This window comes from Melghirimyces algeriensis (genome assembly GCF_900182565.1).
Lineage (GTDB): Bacteria > Bacillota > Bacilli > Thermoactinomycetales > DSM-45169 > Melghirimyces > Melghirimyces algeriensis.
The window spans coordinates 172,373-188,909 of record NZ_FXTI01000006.1 but is presented as its reverse complement, the minus strand read 5'-3'; the positions used below and the strand labels follow the sequence as shown (position 1 = coordinate 188,909).

Annotated in this window: 16 protein-coding genes; 14 read left to right on the top strand and 2 right to left on the bottom strand. The window is 49.0% G+C overall.

Annotated features, from left to right (window positions below):
* The first annotated feature begins 25 nt into the window (after positions 1-25).
* Both FN782_RS10635 and FN782_RS10630 read left to right on the top strand, forming a co-directional pair.
* Complete coding sequence (locus FN782_RS10635) at positions 26-463, top strand: DUF2935 domain-containing protein (RefSeq protein WP_142505773.1); 438 nt, start codon at positions 26-28, stop codon at positions 461-463.
* A 53-nt stretch (positions 464-516) separates the two neighbouring features.
* Positions 517-777, top strand: a complete 261-nt coding sequence (locus tag FN782_RS10630; protein ID WP_142505772.1) for a hypothetical protein — start codon at positions 517-519, stop codon at positions 775-777.
* Here FN782_RS10630 and FN782_RS10625 read toward each other — a convergent pair.
* Entirely contained in the window at positions 736-1,074 is a 339-nt protein-coding gene (locus FN782_RS10625) for a hypothetical protein (protein ID WP_142505771.1), read from the bottom strand. The two genes, FN782_RS10630 and FN782_RS10625, sit on opposite strands and share 42 nt — an antisense overlap.
* A 289-nt stretch (positions 1,075-1,363) precedes the next feature.
* Between FN782_RS10625 and pcrB the strand changes: the two genes are divergently transcribed.
* The 3 genes from pcrB (at position 1,364) to ligA (ending at position 6,384) form a co-directional block, all read left to right on the top strand.
* Positions 1,364-2,077: a heptaprenylglyceryl phosphate synthase gene (gene pcrB, locus FN782_RS10620; protein ID WP_246064927.1), complete on the top strand. Its 714-nt coding sequence runs from the start codon at positions 1,364-1,366 to the stop codon at positions 2,075-2,077.
* Positions 2,078-2,147: 70 nt separating this feature from the next.
* Entirely contained in the window at positions 2,148-4,334 is a 2,187-nt protein-coding gene (gene pcrA / locus FN782_RS10615; RefSeq protein ID WP_246064926.1) for a DNA helicase PcrA, read from the top strand.
* Positions 4,335-4,365: 31 nt separating this feature from the next.
* Entirely contained in the window at positions 4,366-6,384 is a 2,019-nt protein-coding gene (gene ligA / locus FN782_RS10610) for an NAD-dependent DNA ligase LigA (RefSeq protein WP_142505768.1), read from the top strand.
* A 42-nt stretch (positions 6,385-6,426) separates the two neighbouring features.
* Here the strand turns inward: ligA and FN782_RS10605 are convergent, their stop codons facing one another.
* A complete protein-coding gene (locus FN782_RS10605) occupies positions 6,427-7,467 on the bottom strand; it encodes an SDR family oxidoreductase (RefSeq protein ID WP_142505767.1) in 1,041 nt (346 codons plus the stop codon).
* 191 nt (positions 7,468-7,658) lie between these two features.
* Between FN782_RS10605 and FN782_RS10600 the strand changes: the two genes are divergently transcribed.
* The 9 genes from FN782_RS10600 (at position 7,659) to FN782_RS10560 (ending at position 16,470) form a co-directional block, all read left to right on the top strand.
* Positions 7,659-8,246, top strand: a complete 588-nt coding sequence (locus FN782_RS10600; protein ID WP_142505766.1) for a TetR/AcrR family transcriptional regulator — start codon at positions 7,659-7,661, stop codon at positions 8,244-8,246.
* A 111-nt stretch (positions 8,247-8,357) separates the two neighbouring features.
* Entirely contained in the window at positions 8,358-8,837 is a 480-nt protein-coding gene (locus tag FN782_RS10595) for a cupin domain-containing protein (protein WP_142505765.1), read from the top strand.
* Positions 8,838-9,326: 489 nt separating this feature from the next.
* Positions 9,327-11,018, top strand: a complete 1,692-nt coding sequence (locus FN782_RS10590) for a transglutaminase domain-containing protein (protein WP_142505764.1) — start codon at positions 9,327-9,329, stop codon at positions 11,016-11,018.
* Positions 11,019-11,082: 64 nt separating this feature from the next.
* Entirely contained in the window at positions 11,083-12,000 is a 918-nt protein-coding gene (locus FN782_RS10585) for an RluA family pseudouridine synthase (RefSeq protein ID WP_142505763.1), read from the top strand.
* A gap of 183 nt (positions 12,001-12,183) precedes the next feature.
* Positions 12,184-13,239: a nicotinate-nucleotide--dimethylbenzimidazole phosphoribosyltransferase gene (cobT, locus tag FN782_RS10580; RefSeq protein WP_142505762.1), complete on the top strand. Its 1,056-nt coding sequence runs from the start codon at positions 12,184-12,186 to the stop codon at positions 13,237-13,239.
* Positions 13,240-13,419: 180 nt separating this feature from the next.
* Entirely contained in the window at positions 13,420-14,562 is a 1,143-nt protein-coding gene (cobD, locus tag FN782_RS10575; protein ID WP_185956222.1) for a threonine-phosphate decarboxylase CobD, read from the top strand.
* Entirely contained in the window at positions 14,559-15,104 is a 546-nt protein-coding gene (gene cobU / locus FN782_RS10570; protein ID WP_142505760.1) for a bifunctional adenosylcobinamide kinase/adenosylcobinamide-phosphate guanylyltransferase, read from the top strand. The genes cobD and cobU overlap by 4 nt, the downstream gene beginning before the upstream one ends.
* Positions 15,101-15,835 (top strand): adenosylcobinamide-GDP ribazoletransferase, encoded by a 735-nt coding sequence (cobS, locus tag FN782_RS10565; RefSeq protein WP_142505759.1) that lies wholly within the window; start codon positions 15,101-15,103, stop codon positions 15,833-15,835. Before cobU ends, cobS begins: the two co-directional genes overlap by 4 nt.
* Positions 15,832-16,470, top strand: coding sequence for a histidine phosphatase family protein (locus FN782_RS10560; RefSeq protein WP_185956221.1), 639 nt, complete (start codon positions 15,832-15,834; stop codon positions 16,468-16,470). Before cobS ends, FN782_RS10560 begins: the two co-directional genes overlap by 4 nt.
* Positions 16,471-16,537: the final 67 nt, after the last annotated feature.

The following is a 16,537-nucleotide window of genomic DNA, read 5'->3' as shown; positions in this document are numbered from 1 at the left end:
TGAACCGATGGGGGGAGAGGATGTTATGTTATATGCCTATGGGTCGCAAATGCCCTTGCGGATTTTGGACGAGATCCAGTTCTGGAAGGAGCAGGAGAAGGAACATACGGTGGTCATTCGAGAATTGAGTGATGAATTGGAGCCGGAGTATGTGGCATCACTGAAAAAATGGGAACAGGACTTTGCACAGTTTGAGACACGGGTTGTTCGCTATATTGAGACGGCCATCCGTTATGGTGGCAACTTTTCTCCGGTCTTTTACCAACAGGTTTTACAATTGACTCAGGCAGCTGTGAATCAGAGTCAGGCATTTCTTCGGTTGTTGGCTGAAATGGAGAAAAAAAGTCGGGTGATCGCGGGAAATCCCACATTGATTGTTGTGATTCGTCATATTGAGAGAGAATCGGAATATTTTATCGGGGTGGTTCAAGGAATTTTGTACCCATCCCATTCCCGTTCATGAACGATCCCCTCTGTTACAGAGGGGGCCATTTTAGAAAAATAGAGGGATTTCCGGTGGAGCATCCATTTTTGCAGCCCAGCGGAACCCCCGTAGATCCCAACCGTTTAGCGGACAACCCGCTTTTTCTTTTGTCCGCTGGTTGGGGACTGGAGGGGGTGGAGCGGACTCATTTTGCTTCTTTGCTGGAAGAAAGAGATGCGGAGACGGATATCACCTCTTCCCCACTTGTCATGAACCTCGCTCCCAGAGGGGATTTTTGTCTTTTACATGGATTATCCCTGGAAAACGGCGATGAACACGAGGAAGGTAAATAACACAGCACAGATGGCGGGAAACGTCAGTAAAAGACCGATCAGGATACTGAGTCCTCTTCGGGGATGATCAGTGTGACAGCGATAGGTTAAAACACCTGCCGCAACCGTCAATACTCCAACCGGAACAGAAAAAAGAAGACCAAATCCCATTATCCAACACCAGAACCATTCCAAGCCTACAGGATCAACAGGCCCTGAAAAGATATGATACCTGTCAATGATCCACAGGTATCCCGCGACAAAGATCATGATACAAAGCATGTAGGAACCGCCTATTCGTATCCACCACTTTTTCATGGGGTCTCCTCCGGCAATGTTTCAGTATGGAAGGTGTAAACCGAGTGGAGATCATTTTTCATCTCCATCTTTTCTTCTATAAAAAATCCAGAATCATCCATTCCCTTTTTCAAATTTTGGTCATATAAAAGACCGCCAATGGATGGAACTGCCAGGATTCGCTGGTGATCGTATTTTATCCTATGCTCCATCGGGGGCTTTTTTGTCTGGATTGTGTTCTTGTTTGGATTCCTTTTTCCGCCTTTCCCCGTCGTGTATAATGGTTCTGAAGCGTGTGGGGGGGACGGATGTGTTAAAAGAAAAAATGAAAACTTGGCGTCATGTGTTTAAATTGGACCCCAACCGGCCATTGTCTGACCGAGTGTTGGAAAACGTGTGTACGAGTGGGACGGATGCGGTGATTGTCGGCGGAACGGATGGAATTACATATGAGAACTCACGGAACTTAATTGAGCGGGTCATGGATTATCCGGTGATGTGTGTTCAGGAGATATCCCGTGAAGAAACGGTGGTTATCGGAGTGGATGGCTATCTGGTCCCTGTGGTTTTAAATGCGGGTTCCCTTCGTTGGGTGCTGGGCTCCCAGCATCGGGCGGTCAAGAAGTACGGTGACTGGATTCCTTGGGAAGCCGTTATCGCGTTGGGATATATCGTGATGAATCCAGAATCCAAGGTTGCAAAGCTCACCGAAAGTCAAACCCAATTGAGTGATGCAGATGTAAAAGCGTATGCTCGGTTGGCAGAAAGGATATTTGGAATGCCGACCGTCTATGTGGAGTATAGTGGGGCGTTTGGAGATGAGGAAACGCTTCGGGCGGCAAGCTCAGGTGTGAACCAATCCCGTCTGATTTATGGAGGAGGGATTACCCGGAAAGAAGAAGCGCAGGCTATGGCCCGCTGGGCGGATACGGTGGTGGTTGGCAATCTGGTATATCAGAATCCGGATATGGCGGTAAAGACCGTTAATTGGGTCAAAGAAGTTTTAAAGGAAAAGCACCCTTAAAAGATTTGTTATGACTCCTTGTTCTATGGGATAACTGATGTTAACTGGGAAAAGAAAGGTGCGGATGAGATTGACACAACAGACTTGGACCAACGGTTCTCTTCTCAGTGGCTTAAATCAAGATCAGAAACGGGCAGTGGAATCGACGCAAGGTCCCTTATTGATTGTGGCTGGTGCAGGCAGTGGAAAAACGAGAGTACTAACGCATCGGGTGGCCTGGCTGTTATCGGAAAAAAAGGTGCATCCCTGGAATATTTTGGCGATTACGTTTACCAACAAAGCAGCGAGGGAAATGAAAGAGCGGATTCACCGTCTGGTGGGTTCGGAGGCGGAAGACATCTGGATTTCCACGTTTCATTCCATGTGTGTCCGCATCCTTCGCCGAGATATTGATCGGATTGGATTCAACCGAAATTTCACCATTCTGGACAGTTCGGACCAATTGACAGTGATGAAGCAGATTTTAAAAGAGAAAAATTTGGACCCCAAGCAGTTTCCGCCCAGGGGAATGTTAAACCGGATCAGCAATGCCAAAAACCAGTTGTGGAGTGCCCAGGACTTAAAGGAGCAATCTCGCAATTACACCGATGATATTGCGGCCCAGGTTTATGAAGCTTATCAGGACAAGCTTCGGACCAACCAATCGCTGGATTTTGACGATTTGCTCCTGGAAACGGTGCGTTTGTTTCAACAGGTTCCACAGGTGCTGGATTACTATAAAAAGAAATTTCAATATATCCATGTGGATGAATATCAGGATACAAACCATGTTCAATATGTATTGGTTCAGATGCTGGCGGATCACCACCGGAATCTGTGTGTGGTGGGAGATTCCGATCAGTCCATCTATCGCTTCCGGGGAGCGGATATCACCAATATCCTCCATTTTGAACGGGACTACCCGGATGCTCAAGTGATTAAACTGGAGAAGAACTACCGTTCTACAAAAACCATCCTGAATGCTGCCAATGAAGTGATCTCCCATAACAGCGAACGAAAGCCCAAAAAATTGTGGACGGAAAATGAACAAGGGGAACAGGTGCAGCTGTTTGAAGCAGAAAATGAACACGACGAAGCTTATTATGTAGCCGATACCATTCGCAAAGAGAAGCAGGATGGTGGAAAATACAGCGATTTCTCCATTCTTTACCGTACCAATGCACAATCCAGGGTGATGGAAGAAGTATTGGTGAAGTCCAATATTCCCTATCGGATGATCGGCGGTTTAAAGTTCTATGATCGCAAGGAGATCAAGGATCTTTTGGCCTATCTCCGTTTGGTGGTGAATCCCGATGACGACCTTAGCTTGCGTCGTGTGATCAATGTGCCGAAACGAGGTATCGGGGCGGCTACTCTGGACAAGATCGCCCGTTTTGCTGATTCTCAGGAGATTTCCATGTTTCGAGCGTTGCTGGAAGTGGAAGAGATTGGTTTAAGCCAACGTTTTATTCAATCGCTTGTCGGTTTTGCACAAATGATCAAAGAGCTTAATGCCATGATGGACTATCTTTCTGCCGGTGAGATTACCGAAACGGTGTTGGATCGGTCCGGGTATCGGGAAGAACTGAAAAAAGAAGATACGGTTGAGGCTGCCAGCCGATTGGAAAACATTGATGAGTTTCTGTCTGTCACGCAGGAATTCGAGTCCAAGAATGAGGATAAATCCCTAGTTGCGTTCTTGACGGAACTGGCTTTGATTTCCGATGTGGATTCACTGGAAGAGGAAAGCGATGGCGAAGAGGACTCCGTCACGCTGATGACCCTGCACTCTGCCAAGGGATTGGAGTTTCCGCAAGTGTTTCTGATCGGGATGGAAGATGGGCTCTTTCCGCACAGCCGAACCCTGGATGATCCGGAGGAGCTAGAAGAGGAAAGACGGTTGGCATATGTGGGAATCACCCGTGCGCAAAAGAAATTGTACCTGACACGGGCGAAAAACCGAATGCTTTACGGAAGAACAAATGCTCATCCTCCATCGGTTTTTTTGAAAGAGATTCCCGCTGAGTTGGTAGAGCCAGTGGGCAAACCATCAGGCGTTTTGAAGAAGCCCCTTCTGCGTCAGGGTCCGGTTCGACCTGTTCCCGATACGGAAACGGATTGGAATGTCGGGGACAAAGTCAATCATAAAAAATGGGGTATGGGAACGGTTGTCAAAGTACAGGGAGAAGGGAAGGATATGGAACTGAACATCGCTTTTCCGTCCCCTGTAGGAGTGAAACGGCTTCTTGCCCAGTTTGCTCCAATTACAAAAGTGTAAGTAAGGCTGTCTGTGAGAGGGAGGAAATGGCGTGGACCGGAAAGAAGCGAACAAACGGATTCAGGAATTGCGTGAGCAAATCAATGAACATAACCATCGCTACTATGTGTTGGATCGCCCCACCATCAGCGATCAAGAATATGACCGCAGGCTTCAGGAGTTGATTCGGCTGGAGGAGCAGTTCCCAGACTTGGTCACTCCCGATTCACCCACTCAGCGGGTTGGGGGAGAGCCACTTTCCCACTTTGAAAAGGTTCAGCATACCATTCCGATGCTTAGTCTGGGCAATGCCTTTACGTTTGAGGATTTGCAGGAATTTGACCAGAGAATTGGGCGGCTAACGGGAAGAGAGGGCATTAACTATGTCTGTGAGCTGAAGATTGATGGGTTAGCGGTCTCCATTCGCTATGAAGATGGAGTGATGGTGAGGGGAGCCACCCGTGGTGATGGGACGACCGGAGAAAATATCACACAGAACCTAAAAACCATTCGTTCGCTTCCTCTGCGCCTTCAGGAACCTGTTACCCTGGAGGTTCGAGGCGAAGCATTTATGCCGAAAAAGGAATTTCAACGGATCAACCAGCAGAAGGAACAGCTTGGTGAGTCGCTGTTTGCCAATCCACGAAATGCGGCGGCCGGTTCTTTGCGTCAACTGGATCCCAAATTGGCTGCGGAGAGAGCATTGGATATCTTCCTTTACGGGATCGGGGAAATTCATGGGCAGTCTTTCCCCGATACCCATACGGAATCGCTGGATCTTCTGGAGCGATTGGGGCTCAAAGTGAATCCGGAACGGGTGACCGTCAAGGGAATCGACGATGTCATGGACTTTGTCAACTATTGGCGTGAAAATCGGATGGAACTGGGGTATGAGATTGATGGGGTTGTCATCAAAGTGGATGATCTGGCATTGCGTGACGAATTGGGAAGCACTGCAAAAAGTCCCCGTTGGGCCATTGCTTATAAGTTTCCTGCGGAGGAATCCGTAACGGTCTTGCGTGATATTGAAATTAATGTGGGTCGGACCGGAGCGGTTACCCCAACAGCGGTTCTGGACCCGGTCACCTTGGCGGGAACCACCGTCAAACGGGCCTCCCTTCACAATGAAGACATCATCCGGGAAAAAGAGGTGATGTTAGGCGACCACGTTGTCGTAAAAAAAGCGGGAGACATTATTCCCGAAGTGGTGGAAGTGATCAAGGAGCATCGAACGGGGAACGAGAAACCGTATGCCATGCCGACGGAATGTCCTGAATGCGGCAGTCGCTTGGTTCGGCTGGAGGAAGAAGTGGCGCTTCGGTGTATCAACCCTCAATGTCCGGCGCAAACCAGGGAAGGGATTATTCATTTTGTCTCCAGAGGGGCCATGAATATTGAGGGGCTGGGAGAAAAAGTGGTGACCCAGCTGTTTAACGCCGGTCTGGTTCGAGGACCTGCTGATTTATATGACTTGCAAGAGGATGATCTGCTTCCGCTGGAACGAATGGGAAAAAAGTCGGTGGAAAATCTTCTTTCCGCGATTGAGGAAAGCAAACAGAATTCCGTGGAAAAGCTGATATTTGGTCTGGGTATCCGTTTTGTCGGCTCCAAGGGAGCCAAGATTCTGGCTCGGCATTTTGACGATATCCACCAGGTGATGGAGGCGGACCGGGAAGAGCTGGAGGCGATCGATGAGATCGGTCCCAAGATGGCGGAGAGTATTGTTACCTACTTTGACAAACCGGAGGTCAAAGAAACAATTCGACGGCTGGAACAATCCGGGGTCAATATGACCTATACAGGACCGGCACGGGATCAGTCCGAGCGGGTGGACAGTCCCTTTTACGGAAAAACGGTGGTTTTGACGGGGACCCTGGAGAGCCTGTCCCGAAAAGAAGCAGGAGCCCGGATTGAAGAGCTGGGAGGAAAAGTAACCGGGAGCGTCAGTAAAAACACCGATTTCCTGATTGCCGGGGAAAAGGCAGGTTCCAAACTGAAAAAAGCACAGGATTTAGGTGTTCCAGTGGTGGATGAACAAACGCTGCTTCAAATGTTGGACGGGAATGGTTAAACGTATATAAAAAAGATCGGTGGAAGGAACCACCGATCTTTTTTATTTGCGGTAAGAATGCCATTCGTTGAGCAGTTGTTGTTCCTTTTCCGCTGTTAATCCTGCATTGAATATCTCTTTATTTTCTGATTTCAACCATTGCCAAGTATCATAAATGGTTTCGGAAAGAGGACGGAATGAGAGCCCTTGTTGCAAGGCTCGGCTGATATTGATACGAAATAAACCGATCGGAGGGGGATCGTCATTGCCCAGTCCCGATTTTTCCGGAAGCCAAAGCGGTAACTCGGTCCAAGGTTGAATGTTTTTTTCCAGTAAAAATGTCTCATTCACCCAAGAAATGACCGCTTCACTGTTGGTAATCCGGCGACATTCTTCCAATATAGACCCCATCGTCAGCGGAGATTGCGGTCCTGTAACATTATATACACCCGTTTGACGAGATTCAATCATATGGATCATCCAGCTGGCAAGATCCCGGACATCAATGATTTGAATGGGTTGTTCCGGATGTCCCGGAGCCAATATGTCTCCTCCCTGTGATACCCGGTTGACCCAATACGAAAAGCGATCCGCATAATCATGGGGTCCCACAATCAGACCGGGTCGAACATGCAGTACCTTTTGCGGCATTTCTTGTTCCAACAACTGTTCACAGAGGAATTTCATCGCTCCGTAATGTTTTCCATAAGTCGGACCGTAACCTTCTCGTTCAAGTTCAGCCACTTTTTCTGCAGGCAGTGTGGCAACAGGGGAATGCTCATCAATATTGATCTTGGTAAAATCGGAATAGACGGACTGGCTGGAGATAAATATATAGTGTCGGGTACGATTTTTCAGATAGCGAATCGATGGAGCGATCGCCCATGGGACAAATCCAAACGTATCTATGACGCAATCCCATTCTCTGTCTCCCAAACATTGAATGTCCGTATACCGATCTCCCACGATCGTCTCAACTTCAGGGAAAAGATCCGGATTTTCCTGTCCTCTGTTAAACAATGTAACCTTATGGTTACGTTTTTGCGCTTCTTGGGTGATATATCTGCCCAAAAAACGGGTACCACCTATGATAAGAATGTTCATATACTATTCTTCTCCATTGTTGTATATGTATTACTTAAAACCACTATAGCAATGATTCACGTATATGACAACGACTGTAAACGTCAAAAAATCTTGTTTTTTTAAATTCTTCCCCCCTTGCTTTCAATGCTTATACAAGAGTAACATAAAAGAGAACAATCGGTTTCTTTTTTGGAAAAGGAGAACGACTGATGCGTAAAGGCGAACGTACCCGATCCAGGATTATTCAAAAATCTTCTGGTCTGTTTAATCGACACGGTTATCTTTCCTCCTCGATTTCAGATGTGATGAAAGAAACGGGATTGGAAAAAGGGGGGATATACCGGCATTTTGCAAACAAAGAGGAGCTTGTGCTGCAAGCGTTTGAGTACTCAACGCAAGTTATGAACAAGCACTTTCAGGAAGTGTTGGCACGGGAGTGCACCTCCATTGAAAAGTTAGAAGCTGTGATTCAGATCCTGAAGGGGTTGGTGGAGGATCATCCCATTCCGGGTGGATGTCCGCTGATGAATGCAGCACTGGAAGCAGATGATGCATATCCCATCCTGGCGGAAAAAACACGTGATAGTATGGCCCGGCTGTTGGAGATGATGAAGCAGATCCTTGTGACGGGTGTGGAAAAAGGTGAATTTCAAAAAAACATGAATCCGGAGCAGATGGCGGTCACTTGGATTGCTTCGCTGGAGGGGGGGTTGGCTTTAAGCCGACTCTACCGGGATTCCACGTATATGGATATAGTGGCGGCGCATTTGCTGAATGACATAGCAAGCTATCAATAATGCGGCTTATTTAAAAAATAAGTCGCATGATTTCAAGCAAAAAAGAGACCGATTGGTATCAAAGTAGAGGGTCGGGGTTCGCAAGCAAAAATCAATTTGGGGAGCGATGGCATGCGTCAACTGTCCGATCGGGTTCGAGAAGGGAAAAATTTCAGCGCAGCGCAGGTCGGTGAATGGAAGGGGTTGCTTCAGTATCAGATTACGAAGCCGGTTAAGGCTCAGGGGAAATTGTTTATAAAAGAGGAGTTAAACTGCACGGGGATGGAAGTCTCCTTCAATGTTCTCCCACCTCGGAAAGAAGTCCCATTTCACCATAAACATCAAGAGAATGAGGAGCTTTATATTTTCTTTAAAGGAACGGGGCAGTTCCAGATCGATGGAGAAGTCATTGAGATTCGGGAAGGGACCGTCATCCGTGTTGCACCAGACGGAGTCCGGACGTGGAGAAACCATTCAAAGGAAGATTTATTTTTTATCGTGATTCAGGCCAAAGAGCATAGTCTTCCAACGAGCGGTATAGAAGATGCAATCGGTGTGGATCAACCGGTAAACTGGCCAAGTGAAGAAAACGGCACGCTTAATCAATTTTGAGGATTGGATAAAACAAAATTCCTTATAAACGGAACATATGTTTGATCCATTTATAAAAGATTTACTTTGGTAGGCGAAATAAATAGCGGTAATATACGTGAAAAAGTTGATTTTATTTCGGAATGTATCAATAATGATATAGAATTTACTTAAAAATTTAAACAACATAAGGTACTGTTAGGGGTATATACACTGATTTATAAAATATTTCAAACCACAAATATTAAAATATGTTGTATGATAAATAGGAGGTCAAATTCTTGAAGAGTTTCTTGAATAGGATCTGAGCATTGTGTTTGTCTTGGTCTTTCTAATGGGTGCCTAAACAGGCACCTTTTTTTTGGTTCGTAGTATTTTGCAGATTCCCTGACCTTCGTCAAATATTAAAAGGGCTTGTGATCGGCAACAGCAGAAATTCTAAGGGTGATGGATGAGGAGTGCATGATATATAATGGGAGAAAAATTAAAGGATATGATTGGGAGGAGTCCATGAATACGTTTAGACGTGCTGGGGGACTGTTGTTTGTTACCCTGGTTTTGGTATGTATAGGCGGTTGTAATCCTCTGTCCTTTTTTCAAACCGAAGCAGAACAGGAACTAAATCGATGGGATCGGCTTGCGATGGAAAAGAACGAAAGCCTTTCATTGGAAGAGATGAAGCTTGAACCATACGCCAAACAGGTAGGAGCCCGTTTAAGCTCGCCTGAGTATCAACAATTTGCTGTCAATTCCCGTTTTAAGGTGGCCGGTTCTATAGAAGATGATGGAGATTTTCTGACGGACTGGGTCTGGATAGAAATCAAAAAAACAGATGGTCCCAAGGGCACTGGTGAAAAAACATTCTCCTATTACACCCGGATTAAAAAGGGAAAATTTAGCCGTTCGATTCAGTTGTTTAATGGAAAAGGAGAGTATGAAGTCGTTGTCAGACTTCCCGGCACTGAGAAGAAGGATCGTTTTTATGATTTGGCCCGATTTCATGTGATTAATGTAAACCCAAAAATTACGCGGGAAGTAGGCTATACGCGCACTGGACTGGAGTCAGGGCTAAAGCTGGATGATGAACAACAGGGACTCCAAAAAGCAGATGGTGAAGTCCAACTGAAAGGGTCGCTTAAGAAACCAGGTTCCCATCGGGTGATGGTTCGTTTGGAAAAAGGAGGGGAAGAATGGAAACATCTCCTCCGTGTAGATAAAAAGGGGCATTTTGATCAACGCATTCCTCTTTTATACGGAAAAGGAATTCATCAGGTTACAGTGATGACGTCTGATCCGGAGCGGAAGAATTATTACAATGAAGCAGCCACTCTGTTGGTGAAAAACCGCTCAGATCAGAAAAGAACCCCGATACAGTTTTTTAAGCACTATGACAGCCGGGGAGTCAATCTGGATGTTCCCCTTGCAGGGGGCGGAAGCGGCAAGATGAAATACCGGATCAAAGGCTCCATCGATCCCAAAGCCCCATTTGCTTCACAAACCAAACATCTGATTGTCCAGACGAAGAAGGATGGGATGGAAGCCACTTACTTTATCCCAGTGAAAAACTATCAATTTGATGGGCAGTTTTGGTTGCGTTTTGGCAAAGGAGCGTATGAGGTGACGCTAAATGTTCCGGAAATCACCAGCCAAAAGCGGGATTACTTTCGTTTCTTCGGTGTTGCCCGGTTTACAGTGAACAATACGGAAGAGCAGGATCTTCGCAATCTTCTTCCCTCTCGTGGAATTCAGTCCGAGGATGCTTCCATCCAACGTCTGGCCCGTCAATTGACGCAAGGAAAGACCACGAAGAGAGAAAAAGCGAAGGCAATCTATCAGTATGTCGCGCAGAACATCTCTTATGATGTGCAAAAGTTTAAACAGGATGATTTTGAGTATGATGATTCAGCATTAAAAACCTTGCGGGAAAAAAGCGGGGTATGCCAGGATTATACCTTCCTCGCCATTGCGCTGTTGCGCTCCATCGATCTGGAAGCCCGTTTTGTAGAAGGAATGGCGGATGGAAACCGTCACTCTTGGGTCGAAGTCAAAGTGGACGGTAGATGGTTAACGATGGACCCAACGTGGGGGTCTGGGTATATCAATCAAAATGATCAGTTTGTGAAACGGTATACGACCGAATACTTTGATCCCAACCCTTCAGAGTTTCAGAAGACACACAGGCGCATTGGTGTGATGTATTGATAAGGTCTGAAGTACGGGGCGTAAAATGCGCCCCGGTTTTTGATTTGTGAACAGGAGGGATTGGATGAAGGAGATCTCGGCGATGCACCATTGCGTTCGAGAAGAGGAAGAGGGGAAAATGGTCCGTCAGGTGCTTCGCAACCGTTTTCGATTTTCCCGTCGAATGTTTCGCCGTTTAAAGGAAGCAAAGGCGGTGGAAGTAAATGGTGAAAAGGTGTTTCTCACTTCCCGTGTCCATAAAGGGGATTGGATTCAGATTCGTCTGCCTCACGATACAGGAGAGGGAATGGTTCCCCAGCCCATACCGGTTGATGTTTTGTATGAAGATGAGGACTTGATTGTTCTCGACAAGCAACCGGGTGTTGTGGTGCACCCGACCAAAAACCACCCGGATCAAACGCTGGCCAACGGATTGGCACACTATTGGAGGGAACGGGGGGAATTTCATCTGATCCGTCCCGTTACCCGATTGGACAAAGATACATCCGGTTTGATTGTATTTGCCAAGCATGCTCATGCCCATGCTGTTTTGTCAGGTCAGATGAAAAAGAAACGATATCATAGAGAGTACCTGGCTGTGGTATATGGAATGTTGGAACAGAACGAAGGGGTGATTCGTGCACCGATTGCCCGTTCTTCAGAGAACTCTAACCTTCGTGTAGTTTCTACACAAGGAGTGGAGGCAATCACCCGTTATCGCGTGGTAGAACGACTGAAAGGAGCGACTTTGGTCCGCGTGGGACTGGAAACAGGACGGACACACCAAATCCGTGTCCATATGGCCGATCTGGGCCATCCATTGATCGGGGATACGATGTATGGAGGCGTTCCTCTCCTGGAACGTCAGGCCTTGCATGCACTGTACCTGCAACTGATTCATCCCAGGGATGGCTCCATACGATCCTGGGAGTCCCCTCTTCCTTCAGATATCCATCAATTGCTTACAAAACTCCGGCTTTATGGAATAAAGGAACTTCATTAACCTGATCAAATGTTGGAGGGGTTAAAGAGATCCAGTCTTTCAAATGTTAGCTGTCCGAACAGCGGGTATGGCATTCCCCTGGGTGGATGTCGTTTACAAGGAGAAAGTGATGTTGAACGTCCTGCAGACTGTTTTAATTGTATAATTGAAAGAGGAAGGCGAATCGAGAGAAACAAGGAGGGGATGCGAGTGGAGAGAAAAAAAGAGTCTGATGATTTGTTTCCTTCAGTTCCCGGTCTGCATGTGGAGACGATGGCTGAGGCGCAAAAGCATGTGGACAACCTCACCAAGCCTTTGGGAGCTTTGGGACGTCTGGAAGAAACCTTTGTCCGATTGGCGGGGATCACCGGTGAAACGGTTCCGTCGCTCGACAGAAAGGTTGTTGTCGTTTTTTGCGGGGATCATGGGGTGACGGAGGAAGGGGTGAGTGCCTATCCTTCTGAGGTGACGGGATTGATGATCCGCAATTTCTGTGATGGCAAAGCTGCTGTCAATGTTTTTGCCCGATGCTATGGTGCCAAGGTGAGGGTGGTAGATGTAGGCAGCCAGCTTACTGAACTGCCGGCTGGCGTTCTGAATCGCAAGGTGCGGGCTGGGACGGCCAATATGGTCAAAGGGCCAGCGATGAGCGGAGCGGAAGCGATTCAGGCGATCCGGGTAGGGTTGGAGATGGCCCAGGAAATGAAGGAACAGGGATTCCAACTGGCAGCTGTTGGGGAGATGGGAATTGGCAACACAACAGCTGCTGCAGCGGTATCGGCTTCCTTGACAGGAAGGCCAGTTGAGGAGTTGGTTGGAAGAGGGACAGGGATCGACGATGTTGCTTTAAAGAAGAAAGGAGAGGCCATCCGACGCAGTCTGGAAGTCAATCAGCCTGATCCCTCTGATCCGTTGGATGTGCTGGCAAAAGTGGGTGGACTGGAGTTGGCGGCGATGACGGGCTTTATCCTGGGAGCTTGCGCTCAGCGGCTTTCAACGGTCATCGACGGAGTGATTTCAACGGCCTCCGCCCTGGCTGCGTTCCGCCTTGTTCCGGGAGTGCGGGATTATCTTTTTGCCTCCCACCTCTCGGAGGAGCCCGCTCACCAGGTGCTGTTGAAACAGCTTGAACTTGATCCGTTGATCGATGCCAGCATGCGCCTGGGAGAAGGAAGCGGTGCTGTCCTTTCCTTTCCTCTCTTTGACGGGGCAGTCGCAGCGGCACGGGAGATGGCCACTTTCGCTGACCTAGGTATGTAACAGATGAACGAATATTCAGAAGTAAAAAGATGGAAGAGCACGCCGATGAGCAATGGATACAGGATAGGACCAGCCCTCCATGGCAGCGCATCGCCATGTGATGGTGTAGTACGGTTTCTTTTGACACTGTCACGCAATAGGGGCGGATAGTGTTTTTATATAGTGTGAAAAAAGGTGGGGATGCCTTTGTCAGGGGTGGAACGGTATGGTCATGGCGGTGACCGATGGACGGCGGGTGAGATGTTTGCCCGGAGTGCAGATACTTTTATCGATTTCAGCGCCAATATCAACCCGCTGGGACCACCGGATGCCGTGATGCGGGTATTGCGGGAAGCGTTGGAGGATAAAGGCGCGCCGGTTCTCACCCGTTATCCGGACCCCCGTGCCCGCAATCTGAAGCGGGCGCTTGCAAAACGATATGGGCTTTCCGAAGAATGCCTGATGATCGGAAACGGGGGAGCGGAGTTAATCGATCTGGTCAATGCTGCTGTCCGCCCATCGCGGGTAGGAGTGATGACCCCCTCTTTTGCAGAATATGAGGCTTCAGCCCGTAAACGGGGACAGGAAACGGTCTATCTGCCAACAGAGGAAAGGGAAGGGTTTCAACCGGAACCGGAAGCTCTTTTTAAGTGGGTTCGAACAGTGGATCTCGCTTATCTTGGACATCCCAACAACCCGACCGGGTTAACCATCCCCTACAGGCAGTTGCTGGCGGTGGCGGAGGAGGCCGCCATAGCGGGAACTGTGTTGGTGATCGATGAAGCTTTTCTTGATTTTGTCCCGGATGGACAGGCTCATTCCCTACTGTCCCGGCTGATGGATTTCCCGACGACCGTTCTGTTGCGTTCCATGACCAAATTTTATGCACTTCCCGGTCTGCGTTTGGGTTGGGGAGTGGCGTCCCCTGACTGGATCCGCCGGATTGAGGCGCACCAGGTCTCCTGGAGTATCAATGGACTGGCCCAGCTGGCGGGAGAAGCAGCTCTTACCGACCAGTTCTTTGAAAAAGCAACGCACCGTTGGTTGTCGGTGGAGCGAGATTTTCTGATGGATGGATTGCAGAAGTTGTCGGGTGTCCGGCCGATTCCGGGGGAAGTGAACTACTTTTTACTGAAGCTGGATTCTTCCGTGCTGGAGGGAAGTGCCGGTGTTTCCCGCCGTTTACAAAAAGCATTGGGGGAGCGGGGAATTCTCATTCGGGATTGCTCCACCTATCCGGGATTGGACGACACCTATGTCCGGGTGGCCGTTCGAAGCCGGAAGGAGAATGCACTTCTCCTTCAAAAACTGGAAGAAGTACTGGAAAAGGGGGAAGTCTTTTGATCCGATTGGTGACTGGAGGGGTCCGTTCCGGAAAGAGTCAATTTGCCGAGGAGATTGCGCAGCGTGCGGGTGAGAAGGTGTTATATGTGGCCACTGGGGTTCCCGGTGATGAAAAGATGCAAGAACGGATTGCCCGCCACCGCGATCGTCGTCCCAAGAGTTGGGGTTTGGTGGAGGAGGAGTGGGATCTGGAAGTCGCCATTACCCGTTCTGGGGAATGGGACGCCTGCCTGATCGATGATCTGGGGGTTTGGACAGCAAACCATGTGATGCGCCTTTCCGAAGAAGCCATTCAAGAGGATCAAGGCGGTTTTGAAGCGCAGATGGCGGAGAAAACGGATCGTCTGCTGGATGTTCTTCAGGATCGGGAGGCGATCTTGGTTACGGCGGAGACCGGGCTGGGCGGTGTCGTCATGAGTCGGATGGGTCGCCTGTTTCAGGATACCCTTGGAACCGTCAACCAGCAGGTCGCCAAGAAAGCGGACGAGGTTTGGCTGGTGGTTTGTGGTATCCCCTACCGGATCAAGGGGGGAGATGCATGAATGCATTCTTTACGGCTCTCGCTTTTTTGACCCGGCTTCCCGTCCCGGTTCGGATGGACTCTCAGGACTGGAACAAGAGCGCCAGTTACTATCCCCTTGTCGGTCTGGTGATCGGTGTCCTGCTCGCCCTGTCGAACGAGGCACTCTCCTTGCTCTTTCCACCTCTGGTTCGTGGGGTGCTGGTGACAGCAGGATGGGTTTTTCTGACAGGTGGGCTTCACATGGATGGACTGATGGATACTACTGACGGGATGGGTTCCAACCGGGATCGTGAGCAGACGCTATCCATTATGAAGGACAGTCGCGTAGGGGCGATGGGTGTCTTGGCAGGAATCCTGCTGCTGGGGATCAAGGCATCCACCCTTGCTTACCTGGACCCGGCCTTCGCTCCATTGCTCATCGCCCCTGTTGCAGCCCGGACAGGCATGACGGCGGCGATTGTCTTTTTCCCTTATGTACGTGAAGACGGGATTGGACTCGGTTTGCGAGAAGGGTTGTCCCCCTTTCGATTGGGGTTTGCCCTCGTCTCAGGTTTGGCGGTTATTGTTTTCATGGCTGGCTGGTGGACATTGCTGGTCCTCGCAGGAACGGTTCTGGTGATCGCCCTGATCGCCTGGATGGTGTTAAGGCGGTTAGGCGGTCTGACGGGTGATGTCTACGGATGCATGGCAGAATCAGTGGAAGCGGCGATTCTTCTTCTGTGGTTGGCCGCGGTTGGGGGTCCGGTATGAAACATTGCTTGAGGTTGCTATGGATTCGACATGGAGAAACGGAGGCCAACCGGCTGAAACAATACTGTGGACACTGGGATCTTCCCCTCAATGATCGAGGACGGTCTCAATTGCGGGAAACGGCTCAGCGTGTGCGAGGACTGGATGTGGATCGGATTTATGCCAGTGATTTGCAACGGTGCCGCGAGACCGCAGAATTGTTGCGGAAGGCATGGCCGAAAGCGGATGTTCATTGCACGGCTGACCTGCGGGAGTTGTCTTTTGGAGAATGGGAGGGGCTTACCTATGATGTGATCCGAAACATTAACCCGGAAAGGCTTTGCCGATGGCTGGATCATCCCCGTCAAGTGGCACCTCCCGGCGGGGAGACACTGGATGAACTAGAGACACGTCTCAGCCAGTGGCTGGAGAAAGTTATCGATTACCATCCAGGGGAAACCATTGCAGTGGTCACTCATGGGGGACCGATTCGCTGTTTCCTCTCCCAATATGTGGACAAGGATCTCGGCAGCTTCTGGAAACGACCGCTCCCTCCTGGAGGATGGATTGCGGTGGAAGGAACCGCTAAAGGATGGAGCGTACAGAAACTGGGAGAGAAACGGGGTGTAGGGGTATGGGAGAGAACAAAATACTGACGTGGGAAAGAGTGTGTGGAAGGTGACTTGGTTGGATGGGTGCATAAGTATCTGGATATGGAACGGA